This is a genomic window from Bradyrhizobium sp. CCBAU 11430, from assembly GCF_028128855.1.
Taxonomy (GTDB): domain Bacteria; phylum Pseudomonadota; class Alphaproteobacteria; order Rhizobiales; family Xanthobacteraceae; genus Bradyrhizobium; species Bradyrhizobium ottawaense.
Genome location: NZ_LBJV01000066.1, coordinates 64,712 through 86,614 on the forward strand (window position 1 = coordinate 64,712; position 21,903 = coordinate 86,614).

The following is a 21,903-nucleotide window of genomic DNA, read 5'->3' on the forward strand; positions in this document are numbered from 1 at the left end:
GCCCGGATGCGCAATTACGTATCGAGTAACCGCGCTTCCACGCCGCGGAAAAATCAGCCCGCGGCGTCGCGCAGGTTCGGCAGCAGCGGCGTGGTCGGATTGACCGGCACGTTCCAGATCTCCTCGGCGTATTCGCGGATGGTGCGATCCGAGGAGAACCAGGCCATGCGCGCGACGTTGAGGATGGAGGCGCGGGTCCAGGCCGGCGAGACCAGCCAGCGCGCATCGACGCTGCGCTGCGCCTCGTAATAGGAATCGAAATCGGCGCTGACCATGTAATGGTCGAGATAGCGCAGCGCGTGCGCGATCGACTCGAAACGTCCGGGGTCGCCGGGCGAGAACTCGCCGGTGCCGATCGCATTGATGGCGCGCTGCAGTTTCGGCGAATTGAGGATCAGGTCGGAGGCGTCCAGCCCCTGCTTGCGCCGGATCATCACGTCGCCGGCCTCCATGCCGAAGATCGCGATGTTCTCGGCGCCGACATGGTCGCGGATCTCGATATTGGCGCCGTCGAGCGTGCCGATGGTGATGGCGCCGTTCAGCGCCAGCTTCATGTTGCCGGTGCCGGACGCTTCCATGCCCGCGGTCGAGATCTGCTCGGACAGGTCGGCCGCGGGAATGATCACTTCGGCGAGGCTGACATTGTAATCGGGCAGGAACACCACCTTGAGCTTGCCGCCGATCGTGGGGTCGTTGTTCACGACCTCCGCGACGTCGTTGATCAGCTTGATGATCAGTTTTGCGTAGCGGTAGCTCGCGGCAGCCTTGCCGGCGAAGATCTTCACCCGCGGCACCCAATTGCCGGTTGGATCGTCCTTGATCGCCTGGTACAGCGCGACGGTCTCGATGACATTGAGGAGCTGGCGCTTGTATTCGTGGATGCGCTTGATCTGCACGTCGAACAGCGCGGTCGGGTCGACCTTGATGCCGAGCCGTTCGCCGATCAGGCGCGCCAGCGCGGTCTTGTTGTGAAGCTTGACGCTGCGGAACTTCTTCTGGAATTCGACGTCGCTGGCGCGCGCTTCGATCAGCGAGAGCTGGGTCGGATCGTCGAGCACCGCCTCGCCGCAGGTCTCGCGCAACAGATCGGTCAGCTTCGGGTTCGCCAGCATCAGCCAGCGGCGGAAGGTGATGCCGTTGGTCTTGTTGGTGATGCGGCCGGGATAGAGATGGTTGAGGTCGTGGAACACGGTCTCACGCATCAGGTCCGAATGCATGCCCGAGACGCCGTTGATGCGGTGCGAGCCGACGAAGGCGAGCTGGCCCATGCGCACGCGGCGCCCGCTCTTCTCGTCGATCAGCGAGACCGAGGCGCGGAAGTCGATGTCGCCGGGGCAGCGCGCTTCGGCCAGCGCCAGATGCTGCACGTTGATGCGGTAGATGATCTCGAGATGCCGCGGCAGCAGCCGCTCGAACAGCTCGACCGGCCAGGTCTCCAGCGCCTCGGGCAGCAGCGTGTGGTTGGTGTAGGAGAGGGTGGCGACCGTGATCTTCCAGGCCTCGTCCCAGCGGAAATTGTGCAGATCGACGAGGATCCGCATCAGCTCGGTGACGGCGAGGCTCGGATGGGTGTCGTTGAGCTGCACCGCGACCTTGGACGACAGGCTGCGCAGCTGGCCGTCGGACGCAAGGTGTCGCTTGACGAGATCCTGAAGCGAGGCCGAGACGAAGAAATATTCCTGGCGCAGGCGCAGCTCGCGGCCTGCCGGGCTCTCGTCGTTCGGATAGAGGAATTTGCAGATCGCTTCCGCGCGCGACTGCTCGGCGGTGGCGCTGACATAGTCGCCCTTGTTGAAGGCATCGAGCTTCAACGGATCGGGCGAACGGGCCGACCACAGGCGGAGCGCGTTGACGTGCTGGCCCCGCCAGCCGACGATCGGCGTGTCATAGGCGATCGCCTGCACGGTCTCGCCCGGATGCCAGATCGCGCGGTCGCGGCCCTTGTCGTCGACATGCTCGACGCCGCCGCCGAAATTGATGTCGTAGATCACTTCGGGCCGCTGCAATTCCCAGGGATTGCCGAAGCTCAGCCATTCGTCGGGATATTCCTGCTGCCAGCCCTGGTTGATGATCTGGCGGAACAGGCCGTAATCATAGCGGATGCCGTAGCCGATCGCGGGGATCGACAGCGTCGCCATGCTCTCCATGAAGCAGGCGGCGAGGCGCCCGAGGCCGCCATTGCCGAGCGCGGCGTCCGGCTCGCATTTGCGCAGCTCAGGCAGGGAGACACCGAGATCGCCGAGCGCGACCTCGAAGATCTTGAGCAGGCCCATGTTGTTGAGCGCATCGGTGAAGAGACGGCCGATCAGGAATTCGAGCGAGAGATAATAGACGCGCTTGCGGCCCGCATCGTAGCTGTGCTTCTCGGCCGTGAGCCAGCGATGCACGACGCGGTCGCGCAGCGCCAGCGCCGCGGCCTGGTACCAGTCGTGCCTGGTCGCCATGCCCGCATCCTTGCCGATGGCAAGGCGCAGCTTCGCCAGGATCGCGCCCTTGATCTCAGCCAGCGCGAGCTCGTCGATCGGCTGGCCGGGGGCGGGAAAACTGGGCTGGAACGATTGATCTTGCAAAGCCGTCACTTCCTGGTCGAACACACTACTAACCCTACGCGTCTTGCCCCTGCACCGGAACTGTCGCCGATGCGGCCTTGCACTGCGCTGGCGTAAATTTATGCAAGGAACGGGCCGATTTGGGAACCCGGGCGAGCACGGAGAAACCGGGATTCAGTGCTAGATTGCGGATCAATTCAGCCATCAGTGTGGAGAACATTCCCATGAGACTGCTGACGCGACTGCTGATCGAAATCGCCGCGGCGGCCCTGCTCGTCGTCTGCATCAGCACCCTCAGTGCCGCGTTTGCCGCCGGCAAGCCCGGTCGCAGCGCCGACGGCCTGACCTGCGGTTTCACGGTCCCGCAGAATGCCTCGCCCGCGGCCCGCTGCGCCGCCATCAAGCGCCAATGCGGCGGCAAGTTTTACGCGAATGCGTGCGGCGACAGGCTGATGTCCGCGGTGAATTGAGAGGCGGGCCGCAACGCTCGCGAATCTGGGCCGCCTTCAAGCCGCTTTGGCCTGCACCGCATCGCAAAACTCGGCGAGACGATCCGCAAGCCGCAGCGTTGCCGGGCTCGCATCGGGCGAGGCCATCAGCGCGACCTCGGTCTTGTTGATCGGCGCAAAACCGTCCTTCGCCGTCAGCACGCGGTGGTCGGACTGGATCGACATTTCCGACAAGATGCTGAGGCCCATGCCGGCGGCGACCGCGGCCTGGATGCCGGAGAGGCTCGATGAGGAATAGGCCATGTGCCAGGCGCGGCCGACGCTTTCCAGCGCGTGGATGGCGCCGGCACGATAGAGGCAGCCGGTCGGAAAACCGATCAGCGGCACGGATGCGGCATGGACATCGACCGGATGGCCCTTGCTGGTGACCCAGTGCACGCGCTCCGGCCAAACCGCGATGGCGCCTTTCTCGCCGGCCGCACGCTTGAATAGCGCCACGTCTAGCTCGCCGCGTTCGAGATCGCGCGCCAGATGCTTGCTCTGGTCGGCGCGCACGTCGAGCCGCAGGCCCGGATGCGAGCGCGAGAACGCGCCCAGTAATTTGGTCAGCCGGTACGCCGCGAAATCTTCGGGGATGCCGAGCCGGATCGCGCCTTCGCCGTCCGGCTGGCGCAGCACGTCGCGCGCCTCCTCGGCGAGCGAGAGCAAACGCCGCGCGTAAGAGAGCAGCCGCTCGCCGGCCTCGGTCGGGCGCACATTCTTGCCGTCGCGGTGCAGGAGCACCTGGCCGATATCGTCCTCCAGCCGCTTGATCTGCTGGCTGACGGTCGACTGCGTGCGATGGACGCGCTCGCCGGCGCGGGTGAAGCCGCCGGCCTCGACCACCGAGACGAAGCTGCGCAGCAGCTCGAGATCGAGCATGGCCGCCTCCATTCGAAAATCCACTGATAGCGAGTTAATCATTTAATTTCCAAATGACAAGCGGGCTCCCTAGATCGAGGCTCAGGAGAATGCCCCCATGTCGCTCGCCCCCTCGATTCCCGTTCCGCGCAGCCGCTTCAACACGCTGCCGCTGGCCATCGGCCTGTTCTGCCTGCTCTGGAGCTACGCCTTCGTCGCCGGCAAGATCGGCGTCACCCATTGCCCGCCGCTGATCCTGCTCGCCGCGCGCTTCTCGCTCGCCGGCATTTTGATCCTGGGCGCCACGCTGATCCGCGGCGACAGCTGGTCGTTAACCTGGCGCGATGCGGCGATCTTCGCCGTACTTGGGATTGCCAACAACGCGCTCTATCTCGGGCTCGGCTACACCGGCCTGCAATTGGTCTCCGCCGGCCTCGGCGGCCTGATCGTCTCGGCCAATCCGGTCTTCACCGCGGCGCTCGCTGCCCTGCTGCTCGGGGAAGGCATGACCTGGCGCAAGGCCGGCGGCCTGCTGCTCGGCATCACCGGCGTGACCCTGATCGTCTGGCATCGCCTGTCGGTCGGCACGGATTCCCTGCATGGCATCGTCTTCACGCTGGCTTCGCTCGCCTCGCTCGTTGCCGGCACCATCCTGTTCAAGCTGCTCGCGCCGAAGGGATCCTTGTGGATCGGCAACGGCGTGCAGAACCTTGCCGCCGGCATCGTGCTGACGCCGGTCGCGTTCACCTTCGCCGACGTGCATGCGATCGATGTCACGCCGAGCCTGCTCGGCGCCTTCGCCTTCCTCGTGCTGGGGGGCTCCATCCTCGCCTATTGGCTCTGGTTTCATCTCCTGAAAGTGTGCGGCGCCACCGCCGCCAGCGCCTATCATTTCCTGATGCCGCCGCTCGGCATGCTGTTCGCGTATCTCGTGCTCGGCGAGCACGTCGAGGCGCGCGATCTGCTCGGGATCATTCCAGTCGCGCTCGGCATCTATCTGGTGACGCGGCCGGCGAAGGCGGCCGCCTAGAAGCTGTCATTCCGGGGCGAGGCGAAGCCTCGAGCCCGGAATCCATCGGGCACCAACTCCGCGGATGAATGGATTCTCAGGTGCGCAATTGCGCACCGGAGCTCGCGCTGCGCGCGCCCCGGAATGACAGCGGCTAATCCTTCCGAAACACGATCGACGCCATCCATCCCGTCATCAGCGCCATCGCGGCGGTGACGAGGCCATAGATCAGCCCATTCTGCCTGGCGGTGGTAGCGACGAACTGCTCGAAGCCGACCTTGACGATCTCGAACGCGGTCTCGGTCTTGCCGATGAACGCGCCGTTCGCAAACAGTCTGATCTCGACCTCGTAGGTGCCGATCGGCACCTCCGCCGGCAGCGGAATGCCGGTGCGAAACAGGGTCGGCGTCAGGAACGTCACCGCGCTCGGATCCTCGCGATAGAGCCCGCGCTGGGTGCGCAGGCGGATGAAGGCCGAGCGGAATGCGTCGTTCGGCACCACGTCGGCATAATCGCCGCCGACCCGCTGCGTCAGCAGCACATTGTTCAGCCCGATCTGCTGCCGCCGCGCGATCTCGGGCGAGGTGATCGCCTCAAAGGGACGGTTGGCGAACAGCGCCAGATAGCTCGGCACCTGCAGGAACTGCCGGTAGTCGGTGTTGATCCAGATGCCGAAGGTGCGCTCCTTGCGCCGCGTCATCATGTCGGCGCGCGGGCCCATCACGGTGACGACGAGATCATAGGCGGTGCGATCGGCGGGCGTCGTCGCGTCCTTCTCGACCGAGCCGAACAGCACCAGCTCCTCGCCGGAATAGTTCGGTGTCACCGTGACGCGGTGGTTGGACACCGACACGATCAGCCGCTCGGCGCGCGCGGCTGATCCGAGCAGCAGGACGAGCAGGAATGCGAGAGCTGCGCGCATCATCCGCTCACCCCCAGCTCGCGGATGGTGAAGAGATCCTCCGGCCGGATCACCAACTCGATCGCGAAGCGGATTCCGACCGAGAGGATCAAGAGGCCGAGCAGCAGCCGCAGCTGCTCGCCGCGGATCTTCTGCCCGGCGCGGACGCCGAATTGCGCGCCGGTGACGCCGCCGACCATCAGGATCAGCGCCAGCACGGCGTCGACGAGGTGATTGGTCACCGCATGCAGCATGGTCGCGAACAGCATCGTGACGAGCGTCAGGACCATCGAGGTCCCGATCACCGTCGACGTCGGCACCCTCAGCAGATAGATCATGATCGGCACCAGGATGAAGCCGCCGCCGATGCCCATGATGGCGCCGATGAAGCCGATCATGATGCCGACGATCACCACGGGGATGACGGAGAGATAGATCTTTGAGCGCTTGAAGCGCATCTTCAGCGGCAGGCCGTGGATCCAGTTGTGGGTGCGGCGTGGCGGCAGCGCGCCGCGCCGGGTTCGCATCAGCGCGCGCAGCCCTTCCGAGAACATCAGGCTGCCGACGGTGCTGAGCAGCACCACGTAGGAGAGCGCGATCATCAGATCGAGCTGGCCGAGCGCGCGAAGCTGCGTGAAGGTCCACACACCGAGCGCCGTGCCGGTCACGCCGCCGCAGAGCAGGACGCTCGCCAGCGCCGGATCGATCGCGCGCCGTCGCCAGTAAGACAGCGCGCCGGAAAAGGAGGAGGCTGCAATGTGGCTCGTGACCGAGGCGACCGCAACCGCCGGCGTGATGCCGATGAAGATCAGCAGCGGCGTCATCAGGAAGCCGCCGCCGATTCCGAACATCCCCGAGACGAAGCCGACCGCGGCGCCCATGGCGAGCACCAGGAAGACGTTGACGGGAAGATCGGCGATCGGAAGATAGAGCTGCATCGAAGAACCATACGCCGGCGAGACGGATCGATTGTCGCGGAATGCTCGCGGGAAGGTCGGAACGGTTGCCGCGCCCCTCAATAGCGGAATTTGCGGTTGGGAGGGACCGGGAATTTCGGGCTTGGTGAATGGGCTAAGAGGGATCAGATCACTGCTTCGCTGTGAGGCGAGGATTCCGCCACATTCGCCGCTGTCATGCCCCGGCTTGACCGGGGCACCAGTACGCCGCAGCTTCTCCGTATCCAACCGACGTCTCTGGAATACCGGGTCGCCCGGTCAAGCCGAGCGACGACAGAGAAAGCGTACTAAACCGCCCTTAATGTGCTGCCGAGGCCGAGCGCTTGGTCGCGACTTGCTTCGGCGCCGGCTTTGCATTCGCCTGCGGCGCGCTGTCCCAGCCGCCATTCGGGGCCGGAACGTTGACGGCGTCGTCGGGCTGCGGCTCGGCGCTGAAGGTCTGGATCGCGAGCTTGGCGGCGGCGAGCGATTGCGGGTCGAGACGCTTGGCGACGTCGTCGCGCTTGCCGGAGGCGTCCGCATCACCCTGGGCAGCTGCGAGGCTGAACCATTTGTAGGATTCGGCGAGGTTCTGTTCGACGCCGATGCCGCGGGCATAGAGGATGCCGAGGTTGAACTGGCTGTCGGCAACGCCGCGATCGGCGGCCTTGCGGAACCATTGCGCCGCGCTCTTGTAGTTGGCGCCGCGTCCGCCGCCGTCGGCGTCGAGCACCGCGAGATTGTGCATCGCCTTGGCGTTGCCGCGCTCGGCGGCCTGGGTGTAGTAGCGGCGGGCGATGTCGGCGTCCTTCTTCACGCCGAGGCCCTTTTCGTAGAGTGTGCCGAGGCGGAAGGTCGCGGGCACCACGCCGGCCTGCGCCGCGCGGTCGTACCATTTGGCCGCTTCGTCGTAATTCGTGGCAACTCCCTTGCCTTCGGCAAAGCGCAAGCCGATCTCGTAGGCCGCGGTCGCATCGCCCTTCATCGCGGCGGTGCGCAGCACCGGGCCGCCGATGCCGTCAGGCAGCTTTTCGCTCGGCGGCACCTGGATCATGCCGAACTTGGCGCGGCTCGTGCCCGACAGCGCGCCGGTGACGTCGCTGCTCGCGGCAGGCGGCGGCACGGATGCGGCGGGCGCCGGCGGAATCTCAACCGAGGCCGAGCTGGCCGGGCCGGGCGCAGCCGGCGCGGGGTTGTTCTGGGATTGCCGTCCGATCGGCGTCGGCGAGGTCATCGATGGCGTGACCTGCTCGGGCGTGGCGGGCTTGTTCTCGATCACCGGCGGGGGCGGGGCCTGCGGCGCGGGCTGGCTCAACGTATTGTCCATGGCCTGCGGCGCCGGCGGCGGGCTGCCCTCGAGCAGGTTCATCGCCATCTTGAAGGTGCCGAGCACGATCACGACCACGCTCGCGCCGACCAGCAGCGAGCGGATCTTCGAGGTGATGGTCGAGCTGCCGTCCTTGCCCTTGTCCTTGCCGCGATCGGCGCCGGCCTTCGCACTACCCTTGGCACCGCGGGCCGGCTTTTCCGGCTGCGCGGCGGCGGCCTGCGCGGCGCGGCGCGCGGCCGCGATGAAGCTCGACGACGACACCGGCTCTTTCGCAGCAGCGGGAATGTCGCTGATCGCGCTCTCGGAGGCGGCGATGCGCTCCGACGGCGTGGCGAGGCGTCCACCCGGCCGTGTGCCCGGCTCGAGCGGATGATCCGGCGGCAATTCCGGCGCGAGCGCGGAGCGCGCGGGCGCCGTGTGCGGCTCCAGGATCTCGCTGATCGCGCGCGGCGGCACCGGTGGTGCCGATGGCACCGGCGGCGGCGCGGCAGGGGCAGCGGCATGGAATTCACGCGGCGCGGCGGAGAAAGCGGCTTGGGCGAAGGCGCGTTGGGCCTGTTGCGGCGCGTGGGCCTGCTGCTGCGCGGCGGGGTTCGGCAGCTCCGGCTTCGGATCGTATTTCGGCTGCTGCTGGGCTTGCGGCCGCGGCTCACGCGCCATCGGCGGCGCGGGCTCCATGGGAGCGGCCATCGGCATGGGCATCGGCTGCGGGGGGGCAGGGGCCGGCGGCGCGGTGCGCACCGCGCGCAGATCGCCCTCGATCATGGAGAGGCGGTCGACGACATGGCCGAGCGCGCTATGGACGGCGTCGAGCGAGTCCTGCGTGCTGCGGTTGGTCTCGGCCTGGCTGAAGCGGATGTCGGACAGTTCGCGCTTGACCAGATCGACCATTCCGGAATCGGCCGGGGCAACGGAGCTGCGGCTCTCGGCCAGCGCGGAATAGGTCGCCTGCTGCCGCTCGAGGTGGCGCAGGATGTCGTGCAGCCCGTCCTCGACGCGGCTCAAATTGCCATTGCGCGGATCGGCGGCGGCTTCGATCCGCTCCAGCAGATACGAGACGCGCTGTTCGAGATGCGCAAAGGTCGAGGCCGAATCGTTGCCGACCTGCATGCGGTCGAAGCGGTCCGACAGCGCGCGGATCGCGGATTCCAGGTGCTCGGTGCTCTCGGTGGCTTGCGGCCGCTCGCGCGTTTCCAGTGCCGCGGTGAGCGCCGCAATGCGCTGCTCCAGCACCGCGAAGCTGTCGCCCTGGGCGGAGGCGCGGGTGACCTGGTCGACCTTGGACGACAGCAGCTGCACGTCTTCGGACAGGCGTGCCAGCGCTTCGTTGGAGGCGACGTTGGAGACGATGCCGCGCAGCGCGGTGATCGCGCCTTCGAGCTGGCGCACCGTCGAGGGATCGTCATTGGCGCGCAGGATCAGGTCGAGCTTGGCGCCGAGATTGCGGATCGCCTCGTCATAGCCGGTGAGCTGCTCGGCCGGCGTCAGCGTGCGCAGCACCTGCTTGATGTCGGACAGCGCGTGCTCGATGCCCGACAGGACCTGGCCGTCGGTGCCGTTGGAACGCGTCTCGTCGATCCGGCGGTGCAGCGAGCGGATCTCGTTCTCGATCGATTCGATCGCGCGCCGCGGCATCGCCTCGGTGATGGCGGCGCGGATCTCGGCAAGCTCGCTGCGGAAGGCGTTGATCGCCTGCTCGGTATTGTCGGGGCGCTGCAGCGACTCGATCTGGCTCGTGATCTTGAGCAGATGGCGCTCGAGCGCGGAAAAATCCGGCCCCGGCTGCGGTGGCGGCGGAGCATAGGCAGGCGCGGGTGGCGCCATCGGAGGTGCGACAGGAGCGGCCCAGGGCGCAGCATTGGGCGCGATCGAGGGCGCGGCGCGCGGCGGCATTTGCCGCGGCGTGAAGCCGTCGAGCTCGCTCTGCCGCGCGGTGATCTCGGCGACGGCGACGTCGAATGAAGCGGGGCTCAGGGGCGGGGAGTTGCGATAGACCTGCGCCGCCGCGCGCTCGACCGCATCGGCCTGGCGCTGGCGCGTGTCGGCCGGCGCCGGGCGCTGAGCCGGGGGCTGCTGCGGTTGAGGCTGCTGCGGCCGGGAGATTTGCGACAGCCGCGCATCGAGCCGCGAGATCGCATCGTTGAGCTGGCGCGCGACGCCTTGCTCGCGCGAGGCGTCTGGCCGCGAAGGGTCCTGTCGCGACGAATCCTGTCGGGACGAATCCTGTCGTGAAGAGTCTTGGCGCTGCGCGGGCTTGGAGATCCGTTCAATCTGCTGGGTGATCGCGTCGAGCCGCTGGTGGATGTCGGCGACTTCGCGGCTTTCCTGGCTCGGTCCCCGGGTTTGAACGTGCGGGGCTTGCGGACGCTGGTCGTAGGATTCGCGAAAGTTCGGGGGAGCAGTCTCGCCGAGGGTGGAGTTCAGCCAATCGTTGAGTGACATGCCGGCGCGACGCGCAGCAGCTTCGGCCCGCTCCCTGACGGATGGATCGATGCCGTCAACACTCCACGATACGCGCGAATTCATGACTCTGTCCGGTTCCGACTCCGGCGCCCCACCCGGCGCCTCCAGCCTTCCCTCGCGTGCCGGTTGCAAAGACAATCGGATTTGGCGCGGGTCGTCTGCCTCGAAAACCGACTTTTTCCTGTTACGGTAAATAACGGGTTAAGGAACGCGTCGCCGGTGTCTTAAAGTTGGGCGGGGGGAACCAACGATGCTCGTCATGCCCGGGCTTGTCCCGGGCATCCACGTTCTTCGGTGTCGCGCGATAGGTCGTGGATGGCCGGGACAAGCCCGGCCATGACGGTGAGGAGGCGGCTACTAGCCTCCGCCCTTCTCGCGCTTGCCCTCGTCCAGCGGCACCACCGTGGCCTTGCCGGTCATCGCCGACAGCGCATCGAGCGCCTCTTCGCAGAAGTCGGCGACCATCTGTTCGTGACGGGCGCCGAGCCGGAGCAGGAGCAGGTTGCCAAGATCGAGCCGGCCTTCCGCCGTTCCCTCCGGAAAGCGCTTCTTCAGGATGCGTTCGTAATTGGCGTGGCGGTCGCGGTGGTGCTCCAGGCGGGCCATCAGGTCGGTGCGCAGCGGCTCGATGTCGATGCTGTCGAGCGCATGGAGGCGGACCAGGAGATCGTCCTTGGTCGAGGCTGGCGTGCTCGGCCGCGCGGCCCAGTGCCGCAGCGCTGTTCGCCCCTCCGGAGTGAGCGTATAAACCAGCTTGTTGGGCTTGCCCGATTGCACGACCTCGCGGCCCTGGATGTGGCCGCGGTCGCGCAGCTTGGAGAGCTCGCGGTAGATCTGCTGGTGGTCGGCTTTCCAGAAGAAGCCGATCGAGGAGTCGAATGTCTTGGCGAGCTCGTAGCCCGTCATGGGGCGTTCCGTCAGGCATGCGAGGATTGCGTCGCCCAGTGCCATGACCGGCCTCCTTCTTCTCTTCGACCCGAACCAATCGGCTTGACTTTATGCGCATTGGCGCATATGCGTCAATGTGCATATGAGGCGATCAGGGACGGGCTGTAGATCCGACCCGAAAAACCCAGCGGAATCAATCAGCACGCTACTGTGCATGGGGTTGTTTTCGCGATTTTTGCCAAGGCCTTTAGGGAGGCACCCGAGAATGACCGGCCTCGACTCCTGGTACGGCTACATGAAGTCCCACGACCGCACCGCGCTTTGGGACTTGCTTCATCCCGACGCCGTCTTCGAAAGTCCCGTCGTGCATTCGCCGCAGCGCGGGCGCGACATCACATTCAAATACCTTTCCAGCGCCGAGAAGGTGCTCGGCGGCCCCGGCTTCACCTATGTCGGTGAGTGGACGCGCGAGCGCGGCGCCGTGCTCGAATTCAAGACCATGATCGACGGCATCGAGATCAACGGCGTCGACATCATCAGCTTCGATGCCGAGGGACGCATCACGCATTTCAAGGTGATGGTGCGTCCGCTCAAGGCGATCAACATGCTGCACCGTCTGATGGCGGAGCAGTTGGCCGCCCAATCATGACCCTGCCCTGAGGTTGCAGAACCCGCTAAGCTCGCGGGCAAAGCTGCGCCGCAGGACCGTTCAGAGAATTCCACCACTTCAAGCCCATGCCGGGAGACCGCAATGCCGATCTACAAAGCCCCCGTCGAAGACGTGAACTTCCTGCTCAACGACGTCTTCCAGATCGACCGCTACGACAATCTCGCCGGCTTCTCCGATGCGTCGAGCGATGTGCGCGAAGCCATTTTGGGTGAAGCCGCCAAGCTCGCCGAAGAGGTGCTGCAGCCGCTCAATCGCGTCGGCGATCTCGAAGGCTGCAAGCGCACTGATGACGGCAACGTCACCACGCCGAAGGGCTTCAAGGATGCGTTCAGGCAGGTCGCCGAAGGCGGCTGGCTCGGTCTGTCGGCGCCGACCGAGTTCGGCGGGCAGGGCCTGCCGGTGACGCTGAGCCAGGCCGTCAACGAATTCCAGATCTCTGCCAACATGGCGTTCTCGATGTATGGCGGCCTCACCATGGGCGCGACCGCGGCACTGATCGTTCATGGTTCGCCCGAGCAGAAGAAGACCTACGTGCCGAAGATGGTCGCCGGCGAATGGACCGGCACCATGAACCTGACCGAGCCGCATTGCGGCACCGATCTCGGCATGCTCCGCACCAAGGCGGTGCGCCAGGCCGACGGCAGCTTCAAGATCACCGGCACCAAGATCTTCATCTCGGCCGGTGAGCATGATCTTGCCTCCAACATCATCCACCTCGTGCTCGCCCGCATCGAGGGCGCACCCGCCGGCATCAAGGGCGTGTCGCTGTTCGTGGTGCCCAAGTTCCTTGTGAATCCGGATGGCTCAGTCGGTGCCCGCAACGGCGTCGTCTGCGGCTCGATCGAGCACAAGATGGGCATCCACGGCAATTCGACCTGCGTGATGAACTACGACAGCGCCACCGGCTGGCTGATCGGCGAAGAGAACAAGGGCATGCAGGGCATGTTCGTGATGATGAACGAGGCGAGGCTCGGCGTCGCCGTGCAGGGCCTCGCGCAGTCCGAGGTCGCCTATCAGAACGCGGTCGCCTATGCCCGCGAGCGCATCCAGGGTCGCTCGCTCACCGGCGTGAAGGCGCCGGACAAGCAAGCCGACCCGATCATCGTGCATCCCGACGTGCGACGCACGCTGCTCTCGATCCGCGCCTTCAATGAAGCCGCGCGGGCCTTCGTGATGTGGACCGCGCTGAAGAGTGACGTCGCCCATCGCTCCGAAGACCCGAAGGACCGCCAGGCCGCCGACGACCACATGGGCCTGATGACGCCGGTGCTGAAGGGCTTCCTCACCGATTACGGTTTTGCCAACGCGGTGCAGGCGCAGCAGATGTATGGCGGCCACGGCTACATCGCCGAGCAGGGCATGGAGCAGTTCGTGCGCGATGCCCGCATCGCCATGATCTATGAAGGTGCCAACGGTATCCAGGCGCTCGACCTCGTCGGCCGCAAGCTGCCGCGCGACGGTGGCCGCGCCATCATGGCCTTCTTCGGCGAGGTCATGGCCTTCGCCAAGGAGAACGGCGGCGACGAGGCGCTCAAGCCCTTCATCGCGCCGCTCTCGGCCTCGCTCGGCCATCTCCAGCAGGCGACGACCTGGCTGATGCAGAACGCGATGGCGAAGCCGGATAATGCCGGCGCCGCCGCAACCGATTACCTGCATCTGTTCGGGTTCGTCGCGCTCGGCTACATGTGGGCGAAGATGGCCAAGGTGACGAATGCCAAGATTGCCGAGAGCGGGGCCACGCCCTATCTCTCCACCAAGCTCGTCACCGGTCGTTTCTTCATGGAGCGGATGCTGCCGGAGACCGCCGCCAATCTCGCGCGCATCCAGGCCGGCTGCGCCACCATCATGGAATTGCCGGCGGAAGCGTTCTGAGGCTTCCCGCTTCACCAATGATTGCGACCGCGCCGCGGTCGCCACCAACATAACTGCAATCAGGAGGCTCCCATGGCAGATGCCTATATCTACGATCACGTCCGCACCCCCCGCGGCCGCGGCAAGGCTGACGGTTCGTTGCACGAAGTGACCGCGCTCGCGCTCGCCACCGTGCCGCTGAAGGCGCTGAAGGACCGCAACAATCTGCCTGAGGATTCCGTCGACGACGTCATCCTCGGCGTGGTCGATCCGGTCGGCGAAGCCGGCTCCGACATCGCGCGCTTTGCCGCGCTGAAGGCAGGTCTCGGCGAAGCCGTGCCCGGCGTGCAGATCAGCCGCTTCTGCGCTTCCGGTCTCGACGCCGTGAACTTTGCCGCAGCCCAGGTGATGAGTGGCCAGCATGAGCTGGTGATCGGCGGCGGCGCGGAATCGATGAGCCGCGTCGGCATCGGCGCCTCCGGCGGTGCGTGGCCGATGGATCCCTCGATGGCAGTGCCGGCCTATTTCATGCCGCAGGGCGTCTCGGCCGATCTGATCGCGACCAAGTACGGCTTCTCGCGCGACGACGTCGATGCCTATGCAGTGCAGAGCCAGCAGCGTGCCGCGAAGTCCTGGGAGGAAGGCCGCTTCGACAAATCGATCGTTCCGGTGAAGGACATCAACGGCCTCACCATCCTGGCCAAGGACGAGCATATGCGTCCCTCGACGACGATGCAGTCGCTGGCGCAGCTGCAGCCGTCGTTCACGATGATGGCGCAGATGGGCGGCTTCGACGGTGTCGCGCTGCAGTCGCACCCCGAGATCGAGCGCGTCAATTACGTGCACCACGCCGGCAACTCGTCGGGCATCGTCGACGGCGCCGGCGCCGTGCTGCTCGGCAGCAAGGAGGCGGGAGCGAAATACGGCCTGAAGCCGCGTGCAAAAATCCGTGCGTTCGCCAACATTGGCTCCGAGCCCGCGATGATGCTGACCGGCCCGGTCGACGTCACCGAAAAGCTGTTCGCGCGCTCCGGCATGAAGAAGTCGGACATCGATCTGTTCGAGCTCAACGAGGCCTTCGCCTCGGTCGTGCTGCGCTACATCCAGGCCTTCGACATCGACAACGCCAAGATCAACGTCAATGGCGGCGCCATCGCGCTCGGCCATCCGCTCGGCGCGACCGGTGCGATGATCCTCGGCACCGTGCTCGACGAGCTCGAGCGCACCAACAAGTCCACCGCCCTCGTCACGCTGTGCATCGGCGGCGGCATGGGCACCGCGACCATCATCGAGCGGGTGTAAGGGTAGGGAGCAACCAACATGGCTTACAAGAATTTCAAGGTTGAGACCGATTCCGACGGCATCGCGCTCGTTACCTGGGACATCCCGGGCCGTTCGATGAACGTGCTCGACGAGACCTCGACCAACGAGCTCGACGCGATCGTCAAGGCGACCACCGCGGATGCCGCGGTGAAGGGCGTCGTCATTACCTCCGCCAAGGAGGCATTCTGCGCCGGCGCCGACCTGTCGATGCTCGAAGGCATGAACCAGGCTTACGCCAAGGCCTTCAAGGAGCAGGGCGAGACCGCCGCGAACCAGATGCTGTTCGACCAGAGCCGCCGCTTCTCGCTGGTGCTGCGCTCGATCGAGACGTCAGGCAAGCCGTGGGCGGCCGCGATCAACGGGCTCGCGCTCGGCGGTGGCTTCGAAATCACGCTGTGCTGCCACTATCGCGTCGCCGCGGAGAATCCCAAGACCCGCCTCGGCCTGCCCGAGGTCAAGGTCGGCCTGTTCCCCGGTGCCGGCGGTACGCAGCGCGTGCCGCGCCTGGTGCCGCCACAGGACGCGATGACGATCCTGCTCAAGGGCGATCCGGTCACGATCGAGAAGGCGAAGGCGCTGAACCTGATCCACGCCATCGTTCCCGCCGCCGACCTCGTCAAGGCCGCGAAGGACTGGATCAAGGGCGGCGGCAAGGCGGTCGCGCCCTGGGACGAGAAGGGCTTCAAGCTGCCCGGCGGCCCGGTGTTCTCCAAGGCCGGCATGATGATGTTCCCGGCCGGCAACGCGATCTATCGCCGCGAGACCTACGACAATTATCCGGCCGCGCGCGCCATCATGAGCTGCGTCTATGAGGGCCTGCAGTTGCCGATCGACGCCGCGCTGCGGGTGGAGTCGCGCTACTTCACCTCGGTGCTGCGCTCGAAGGAAGCGGCCGCGATGATCCGCAGCCTGTTCCTGTCGATGCAGGAGCTCAACAAGGGCGCGCGCCGCCCGAAGGACGTGCCTGCGACCAAGGTGAAGAAGGTCGCCGTGATCGGCGCCGGCTTCATGGGCGCGAGCGTCGGCTACGTCTCGGCCCGCGCCGGCCTCGACGTCGTCCTGATCGACCGCGACCAGGAGAGCGCCGACAAGGGCAAGGCCCATGCGCAGAAGGTGATCGAGGATCAGATCAAGAAGGGCCGGGCCAAGCCCGCGGATGCCGAAGCGCTGCTCGCGCGCATCACGCCCACCGCGGACTATGCGGCGCTGAAGGACGTCGACCTCGTCATCGAGGCCGTGTTCGAGGACCGCAAGGTCAAGGCTGATACCTTCGCCAAGGCGCAGGAGCACATGAAGCCGGACGTGATCTTCGCGTCGAACACCTCGACGCTGCCGATCACCTCCCTGGCCGAGAGCTTCAAGGACCAAGGCAAGTTCGTCGGCATCCACTTCTTCTCGCCGGTCGAGAAGATGATGCTGGTCGAGATCATCAAGGGCAAGAACACCGGCGACCTCGCGCTAGCGACCGCGCTCGACTACGTCCGGCAGATCGGCAAGACGCCGATCGTCGTCAACGACTCCAGAGGGTTCTTCGCCAATCGCTGCGTCGGCCGCTACGTCGCCGAAGGCAACGAGATGTTCCTCGAGGGCGTGCCGCCCGCGATGATCGAGAACTGCGCCAAGATGGCCGGCATGCCGGTCGGCCCGCTCTCGCTCTCCGACGAAGTCGCGCTCGATCTCGGCCTCAAGATCATGAAGGCAACGGAAGCCGATCTCGGCCCCAACGCCATCAATCCAGATCAGAAGAAGCTGATGGTGGAGATGGTCGAGAAGCAGGGCCGCCTGGGCCGCAAGAACAGCAAGGGCTTTTACGACTATCCCGAGAAGGGCAAGGGCCAGAAGAGCCTGTGGCCGGGCCTCTCGGCCTTGCAGCCGAAGCAGCTCGACCCTGATACGCTCGATATCGAGGAGCTGAAGCAGCGCTTCCTGGTGGTGCAGGCGGTGGAAGCCGCGCGCACGGTCGAGGACCACGTCATCACCGATCCGCGCGAGGCCGATGTCGGCTCCATCCTCGGCTTCGGCTTCGCGCCGTTCACCGGCGGCACGCTGTCCTATATCGACTTCATGGGCACCAAGAAGTTCGTCGAGCTCTGCCACAAGCTGGAAGCGAAGTACGGCTCGCGCTTCACGCCGCCGAAGCTGCTGGAGGAGATGGCGGCGAAGGGCGAGACCTTCTACGGCCGCTTCGCGCCGAAGAAGGCGGCGGCCTGACGGGGGCCGGGCCACGCAGAAACAAAAGGCCGGATCATCGATCCGGCCTTTCTGTTTGCTGTCGCCGAATGGCGAGAAAACGCCGCTCCAAATCCCGCCCGGCCGCGCTCGCTCCGCCCTGGCACCGCTCTTGCTGACGATGCATCGGATGGCTCGTTAGCATTGAAGGTGTCCCGCAATGATCCCCACGGTGTTTCAAGACAGCGCAGCCGGCGTTGCCGCGAGATACGCCCCCTTCTTGCGGCTGGGGCAGCCGTGGCCGCGCCGCAGGCTCCTCCGGCGGCGCAGAAAAATCCCCTCCTGGGTCGGCCTGGCGCTACTCGTTCTCTTCATCGACATGGCGATGGCCGTGCTTGCCTGGGTCGCCGTCGACGTCGTCCTGCATTGAGAGCTCGCCTCTGTGCACAAAGCGCGTCGCCGCCAAATAGGCGACCTGGCCGGCAATCAGGCAGCCGACAACGATGGGAATGCCCGTCCAAAATCCGAATCCCGAGGTCTGAAGGACCGTTGCGACGAGGATCGCGGTCGCCGGCGAGACCAGCAACAGACTCCAGACTCGGAAGAAGAGTCCCGCCGCCACGCCGGTGATCGTGCTCGCGAGCAAGAGGAGGAGTACGGTTGTCACGAGAGCTTCCCAGTTCAGGCCGCATCGCGGTACATGGCTGAAGTTGAGCCAACTGGATTGCTCTCACAACGATGGTGATCTCTGCCGCACACACAAGGCGGAGTTATTGGTTAACTCCGACAATGCTCGTAAAATTGATGCCCAGGACCTCGCGAACGTCCGGGCTTCCGCAACTGGTTCAAGCAAAAGAGCCGGATCGCCGATCCGGCTCTTCGTCGTCTCGAACGTCGTGCGCTGGTCTTACTTCGCCTGCGCGAGGCCTTCCTTCTTCAGCGCTTCCTGCACTTGCGGCCGCGCCTCGACGCGGGCCTTGTAGGCGGCAAGGTTCGGCATGCCTGAGAGGTCGAACTTCATCCGCTCGCCCCAGGTCAGCATCGTGAACAGATAGCCGTCGGCGACCGTGAACTGCTTGCCCATGAGGTAGTCGCGGCCGGCGAGCTGGCTGTCGATATATTTCAGCTTGCCCATGACGCGGTCCCTGAAGAAAGCCTTGGCTTCGTCGTTCAGGGCCGGCGCGAACATCGGACCGAAGCTCTTGTGCACCTCCGAGGTGAGGAAATTCAGCCACTCCAGCAGCTTGTAGCGCTCGGAACTGCCATGGGCGGGCGCCAGTGCCTTGCTTGATGCCTGATCGGCGATCATCTGGACAATCACCGGGCCTTCGGTCACGATCTCACCGCTGTCGAGGCCCAGCGCAGGGACCTGGCCCTTTGGGTTCAGCTTCAGATAGTCCTCACCATTTTCGAGCTTCTTGGCCCGGATATCGACCTTGACCAGCTCATAGGGCAGGCCGGCTTCGAGGAGCGCGATGTGGGGGGACAGCGAGCAGGCACCGGGCGAATAGTACAGTTTCATGGAATTTCCTCCTCTTGACGCTTGGTTCGGCCGAAAGAACGACTACATGCAACTGCTTGAAATAGTCAAGATTGATGCAGCTGCATCAAATGGGGTAAGAGACGGACGACGAGCTTGAGCGGGACCATGAAACGCAAACCATCGACCGAGGCGACTTCCGCCTGGATCCGCCTGATGCGGGTACAGAGCCGCGTGCTCGATTGCGTCGAGCAGGATCTCAAGAAGGCAGGCTTCCCGCCGCTGGCATGGTATGACGCGCTGCTCGAATTGTCGCGGGCTCCCTCGGGCGAGCTAAGGCCGGTGGAACTCGAACGGCAGATGCTGATCCCGCAATATTCCACCTCGCGCCTGATCGACCGCCTGGTCGACGAGGGCCTCGCCTCGCGGCGCGAATGCAAGATCGACAAGCGCGGCCAGTTCGTCGAGATCACGGAAGCCGGCCGCGAGCTGCAGAAGCGGATGTGGAGCGCCTATTCGGCTGCGATCGAGAAATATGTCGGTTCGAAACTGTCCGATGCCGATGCCGTCAAGCTCAGCGGCCTGCTCGACCGCCTGGGCTGCTCGTGCGGCGAGATGAAACTGCCGCCCGTCGCCAACGTCAACGAAACCTCGCCGTCGCGATGATCGCGCGGCACACCATCTCGTCCGTGCGCCCGGTGGGTTCGCGGACCATCCCCGCCACCCGCGCGCGTTCGATCGAAGCGCCCTTTTGATTAGAGTTTGATATGGCGCGAGACCAGATCGATATGACGCCGCTGCAATCGCGCGACGAGCTCGTTTCGTGGTTCGAGGAAGGCTGCAAGGACCCGTCCGAATTCCGCATGGGCACCGAGCACGAGAAGACGCCGTTCACGCTCGAGGGCCACCGTCCGGTACCTTACGAGGGTGCGCGCGGCATCGGTGCGTTGCTCGAAGGCATGAAGCTCCTGCTCGGCTGGGAGCCGATCATGGAGAAGGGCAACATCATCGGCCTCTACGACGTCACCGGGGGCGGAGCGATCTCGCTCGAGCCCGGTGGACAGTTCGAGCTCTCCGGCGCGCCGGTCGAGAACGTGCACCAGACCCAGAGCGAGCTGATGGCGCATCTTGCACAGGTGCGCGAGATCGCAACGCCGCTCGGCATCGGCTTCCTCGGTCTCGGCATGACGCCGTCCTGGTCGCGCGCCGATATCCCGGTGATGCCCAAGGGCCGCTACAAGATCATGACCAACTACATGCCGAAGGTCGGCCAATACGGCCTCGACATGATGTACCGGACCTGCACGGTGCAGACCAATCTCGACTTCTCCTCCGAAGCCGACATGGTCAAGAAGCTGCGCGTTTCGCTCGCGCTGCAGCCGGTCGCAACCGCCTTGTTCGCCAATTCGCCGTTCACCGAAGGCAAGCCGAACGGCTTCCTGTCCTTCCGCTCCGAGATCTGGCGCGACACCGACAATGCGCGGTCGGGCATGATGCCGTGGGCATTCGAGGACGGCATGGGGTTCGAGCGCTATGTCGACTACGCGCTCGACGTGCCCATGTATTTCGTCAAGCGCGGCGAGGAATACATCGACGTGTCGGGCTCCTCGTTCCGCGCGTTCTTCGACGGTCGCAACAACAACCTTCCCGGCGAGCGTCCGACGCTGTCGGACTGGGCCAACCATCTCTCGACGATCTTCCCGGAGGTGCGGCTCAAGCGCTATCTCGAGATGCGCGGCTCCGACGGCGGCCCGTGGGGCCGGTTGCCGGCGCTGCCGGCGTTCTGGGTCGGGCTGCTCTATGACGACGTCGCGCTCGATGCGGCCTGGGAGATCGTCAAGCACTGGAGCGCGCCCGAGCGTCAGGCCCTGCGCGACGACGTGACGCGCTTCGGCTTCAAGGCGCGGATCAAGAACCGTTATCTGTTCGAGATCGCGAAGGAATGCCTCGTTCTGGCCCATGCCGGCCTGCGCCGGCGCGGCCGCATCGACCAGCTCGGCCGCGACGAAACGCGGCATCTGGAGCCGCTCGACCGCATCATCGATTCCGGCCGGACGCCGGCCGAGGAAATGTTGGACAAGTTCAACGGTCCCTGGAAGGGCTCGGTGGAACCGGCCTACGCGGAATACGCGTTCTAAAGCCTGATCCGGAAAAGCGCGCAGCGGTTTTCCGAAAAGATCATGCTTAAACAACAACCTAAAGCGCGATGACGATTCATCCTCATCGCATCGCGCTTTAAGCCGGTCGGCCCCCGGTCGGGGATTCAGCCGTTCATCGCCCATACAGGTTTGCGGCGATCAAATGACCGGCTGAAAAAACCCGAGCGTCGTCAATAACTCGAAAGCTGTTCCGATGGGGAAGGGCCGCCTGTCCGGCGCCGTCATGGCAAAGGTCTTGGCAAAAGTCGTGGCATGCGCCGCGCTGCTTTCGCTCGCATGCGCGAGTGTGCCGGCGCGCGCCCAGACTGCGTTCGACCGGCCCGGCGGCGACTATTTCAGCACGCCGGTCGCTTCAGGCGATCCTGAGGATTGCGCGCTGCTGTGCGAGCGCGACCGCCGTTGCCGCTCGTGGAGCTTCAGCTATCCCGACGTCGAAGGCGGCGCGGCGGTGTGCTGGCTGAAGAACACGGTGCCGGCGCGGGTGCCGGGAAGTTGCTGCATCTCGGGTGTGCGCGGCGCCGGCGTGATCGAACCGCGGGTCGAGGGCGTGGAGACGTCGATCGACCGCCCCGGCGGCGATCTGCGCAATTTCGAGCTCAAGGACGGCGAGGGCGAAGAGGCCTGCAAGGCCGCCTGCACCGCCGACAACAAATGCCGCGCCTTCACCTATGCCCGCCCCGGCTACACCGGGCGCGAAGCGCGTTGCTTCCTGAAAAAGGAAATCAAGCCGCCGCGAAGGAAGGCGGGCTTCACGTCGGGCGTGGTGCGGTAGCGTTGGTGCTCGTGCCCCGGACGCAGGTGCCGTAGGGTGAGCAAAGGCGCCCTTG

Annotated in this window: 17 protein-coding genes; 9 read left to right on the forward strand and 8 right to left on the reverse strand. The window is 65.5% G+C overall.

Features of this window, described 5'->3' with window-relative positions; genetic code table 11:
- Positions 1-53: 53 nt before the first annotated feature.
- A complete protein-coding gene (locus XI04_RS25380; protein ID WP_028139817.1) occupies positions 54-2,570 on the reverse strand; it encodes a glycogen/starch/alpha-glucan phosphorylase in 2,517 nt (838 codons plus the stop codon).
- Between the two features lie 203 nt (positions 2,571-2,773).
- Here XI04_RS25380 and XI04_RS25385 point away from each other — a divergent pair, with 203 nt between their 5' ends.
- The gene (locus XI04_RS25385) at positions 2,774-3,019 is read left to right on the forward strand and encodes a hypothetical protein (protein WP_028139818.1); all 246 of its coding nucleotides are present in this window, start codon (positions 2,774-2,776) and stop codon (positions 3,017-3,019) included.
- Between the two features lie 36 nt (positions 3,020-3,055).
- Here the strand turns inward: XI04_RS25385 and XI04_RS25390 are convergent, their stop codons facing one another.
- The gene (locus tag XI04_RS25390; RefSeq protein WP_028139819.1) at positions 3,056-3,919 is read right to left on the reverse strand and encodes a LysR family transcriptional regulator; all 864 of its coding nucleotides are present in this window, start codon (positions 3,917-3,919) and stop codon (positions 3,056-3,058) included.
- A 97-nt stretch (positions 3,920-4,016) separates the two neighbouring features.
- Here XI04_RS25390 and XI04_RS25395 point away from each other — a divergent pair, with 97 nt between their 5' ends.
- Entirely contained in the window at positions 4,017-4,928 is a 912-nt protein-coding gene (locus XI04_RS25395) for a DMT family transporter (protein ID WP_271609201.1), read from the forward strand.
- A gap of 133 nt (positions 4,929-5,061) precedes the next feature.
- On the opposite strand, the gene XI04_RS25400 is transcribed toward XI04_RS25395, so the two are convergent.
- From XI04_RS25400 to XI04_RS25415, 4 genes are all read right to left on the reverse strand, one after another.
- Positions 5,062-5,832: a TIGR02186 family protein gene (locus tag XI04_RS25400; RefSeq protein WP_095425107.1), complete on the reverse strand. Its 771-nt coding sequence runs from the start codon at positions 5,830-5,832 to the stop codon at positions 5,062-5,064.
- Positions 5,829-6,746, reverse strand: coding sequence for a sulfite exporter TauE/SafE family protein (locus tag XI04_RS25405; protein WP_028139822.1), 918 nt, complete (start codon positions 6,744-6,746; stop codon positions 5,829-5,831). Before XI04_RS25405 ends, XI04_RS25400 begins: the two co-directional genes overlap by 4 nt.
- 316 nt (positions 6,747-7,062) lie before the next feature.
- Positions 7,063-10,599: an SEL1-like repeat protein gene (locus XI04_RS25410; protein WP_271611352.1), complete on the reverse strand. Its 3,537-nt coding sequence runs from the start codon at positions 10,597-10,599 to the stop codon at positions 7,063-7,065.
- Between the two features lie 294 nt (positions 10,600-10,893).
- Positions 10,894-11,487, reverse strand: coding sequence for a PadR family transcriptional regulator (locus tag XI04_RS25415; RefSeq protein WP_028139824.1), 594 nt, complete (start codon positions 11,485-11,487; stop codon positions 10,894-10,896).
- A 202-nt stretch (positions 11,488-11,689) separates the two neighbouring features.
- Between XI04_RS25415 and XI04_RS25420 the strand changes: the two genes are divergently transcribed.
- From XI04_RS25420 to XI04_RS25435, 4 genes are all read left to right on the forward strand, one after another.
- On the forward strand, positions 11,690-12,073 hold the full coding sequence (locus XI04_RS25420) for a nuclear transport factor 2 family protein (protein WP_028139825.1): 384 nt from the start codon (positions 11,690-11,692) through the stop codon (positions 12,071-12,073).
- 102 nt (positions 12,074-12,175) lie between these two features.
- A complete protein-coding gene (locus XI04_RS25425) occupies positions 12,176-13,966 on the forward strand; it encodes an acyl-CoA dehydrogenase C-terminal domain-containing protein (RefSeq protein WP_038950731.1) in 1,791 nt (596 codons plus the stop codon).
- 72 nt (positions 13,967-14,038) lie between these two features.
- Positions 14,039-15,247, forward strand: coding sequence for an acetyl-CoA C-acetyltransferase (locus XI04_RS25430; RefSeq protein ID WP_038971871.1), 1,209 nt, complete (start codon positions 14,039-14,041; stop codon positions 15,245-15,247).
- 18 nt (positions 15,248-15,265) lie between these two features.
- Positions 15,266-17,479, forward strand: a complete 2,214-nt coding sequence (locus tag XI04_RS25435; protein ID WP_271609204.1) for an FAD-dependent oxidoreductase — start codon at positions 15,266-15,268, stop codon at positions 17,477-17,479.
- 316 nt (positions 17,480-17,795) lie between these two features.
- Here the strand turns inward: XI04_RS25435 and XI04_RS25440 are convergent, their stop codons facing one another.
- Together XI04_RS25440 and gstA are read right to left on the reverse strand one after the other, a co-directional pair.
- Positions 17,796-18,104 carry a hypothetical protein gene (locus XI04_RS25440; protein WP_131233047.1) on the reverse strand — a complete coding sequence of 103 codons (309 nt, stop codon included), beginning with the start codon at positions 18,102-18,104 and terminating at the stop codon, positions 17,796-17,798.
- A gap of 240 nt (positions 18,105-18,344) precedes the next feature.
- The gene (gene gstA / locus XI04_RS25445; protein ID WP_212429375.1) at positions 18,345-18,959 is read right to left on the reverse strand and encodes a glutathione transferase GstA; all 615 of its coding nucleotides are present in this window, start codon (positions 18,957-18,959) and stop codon (positions 18,345-18,347) included.
- A gap of 126 nt (positions 18,960-19,085) precedes the next feature.
- Here gstA and XI04_RS25450 point away from each other — a divergent pair, with 126 nt between their 5' ends.
- The 3 genes from XI04_RS25450 (at position 19,086) to XI04_RS25460 (ending at position 21,848) form a co-directional block, all read left to right on the forward strand.
- The gene (locus XI04_RS25450) at positions 19,086-19,583 is read left to right on the forward strand and encodes a MarR family winged helix-turn-helix transcriptional regulator (protein WP_018316363.1); all 498 of its coding nucleotides are present in this window, start codon (positions 19,086-19,088) and stop codon (positions 19,581-19,583) included.
- A gap of 101 nt (positions 19,584-19,684) precedes the next feature.
- A complete protein-coding gene (locus XI04_RS25455) occupies positions 19,685-21,055 on the forward strand; it encodes a glutamate--cysteine ligase (RefSeq protein WP_028139831.1) in 1,371 nt (456 codons plus the stop codon).
- A gap of 214 nt (positions 21,056-21,269) precedes the next feature.
- A complete protein-coding gene (locus tag XI04_RS25460) occupies positions 21,270-21,848 on the forward strand; it encodes a PAN domain-containing protein (RefSeq protein ID WP_038971874.1) in 579 nt (192 codons plus the stop codon).
- Positions 21,849-21,903 lie beyond the last annotated feature (55 nt).

Excerpts from the sequence above, each read along its gene's own strand:
- XI04_RS25385 (WP_028139818.1), top strand. The coding sequence starts at position 2,774 with ATGAGACTGCTGACGCGACTGCTGATCGAAATCGCCGCGGCGGCCCTG.
- XI04_RS25390 (WP_028139819.1), bottom strand. The coding sequence starts at position 3,919 with ATGCTCGATCTCGAGCTGCTGCGCAGCTTCGTCTCGGTGGTCGAGGCC.
- XI04_RS25395 (WP_271609201.1), top strand. The coding sequence starts at position 4,017 with ATGTCGCTCGCCCCCTCGATTCCCGTTCCGCGCAGCCGCTTCAACACG.
- XI04_RS25400 (WP_095425107.1), bottom strand. The coding sequence starts at position 5,832 with ATGATGCGCGCAGCTCTCGCATTCCTGCTCGTCCTGCTGCTCGGATCA.
- XI04_RS25405 (WP_028139822.1), bottom strand. The coding sequence starts at position 6,746 with ATGCAGCTCTATCTTCCGATCGCCGATCTTCCCGTCAACGTCTTCCTG.
- XI04_RS25410 (WP_271611352.1), bottom strand. The coding sequence starts at position 10,599 with ATGAATTCGCGCGTATCGTGGAGTGTTGACGGCATCGATCCATCCGTC.
- XI04_RS25415 (WP_028139824.1), bottom strand. The coding sequence starts at position 11,487 with ATGGCACTGGGCGACGCAATCCTCGCATGCCTGACGGAACGCCCCATG.
- XI04_RS25420 (WP_028139825.1), top strand. The coding sequence starts at position 11,690 with ATGACCGGCCTCGACTCCTGGTACGGCTACATGAAGTCCCACGACCGC.
- XI04_RS25425 (WP_038950731.1), top strand. The coding sequence starts at position 12,176 with ATGCCGATCTACAAAGCCCCCGTCGAAGACGTGAACTTCCTGCTCAAC.
- XI04_RS25430 (WP_038971871.1), top strand. The coding sequence starts at position 14,039 with ATGGCAGATGCCTATATCTACGATCACGTCCGCACCCCCCGCGGCCGC.
- XI04_RS25435 (WP_271609204.1), top strand. The coding sequence starts at position 15,266 with ATGGCTTACAAGAATTTCAAGGTTGAGACCGATTCCGACGGCATCGCG.
- gstA (WP_212429375.1), bottom strand. The coding sequence starts at position 18,959 with ATGAAACTGTACTATTCGCCCGGTGCCTGCTCGCTGTCCCCCCACATC.
- XI04_RS25450 (WP_018316363.1), top strand. The coding sequence starts at position 19,086 with ATGAAACGCAAACCATCGACCGAGGCGACTTCCGCCTGGATCCGCCTG.
- XI04_RS25455 (WP_028139831.1), top strand. The coding sequence starts at position 19,685 with ATGGCGCGAGACCAGATCGATATGACGCCGCTGCAATCGCGCGACGAG.
- XI04_RS25460 (WP_038971874.1), top strand. The coding sequence starts at position 21,270 with ATGGGGAAGGGCCGCCTGTCCGGCGCCGTCATGGCAAAGGTCTTGGCA.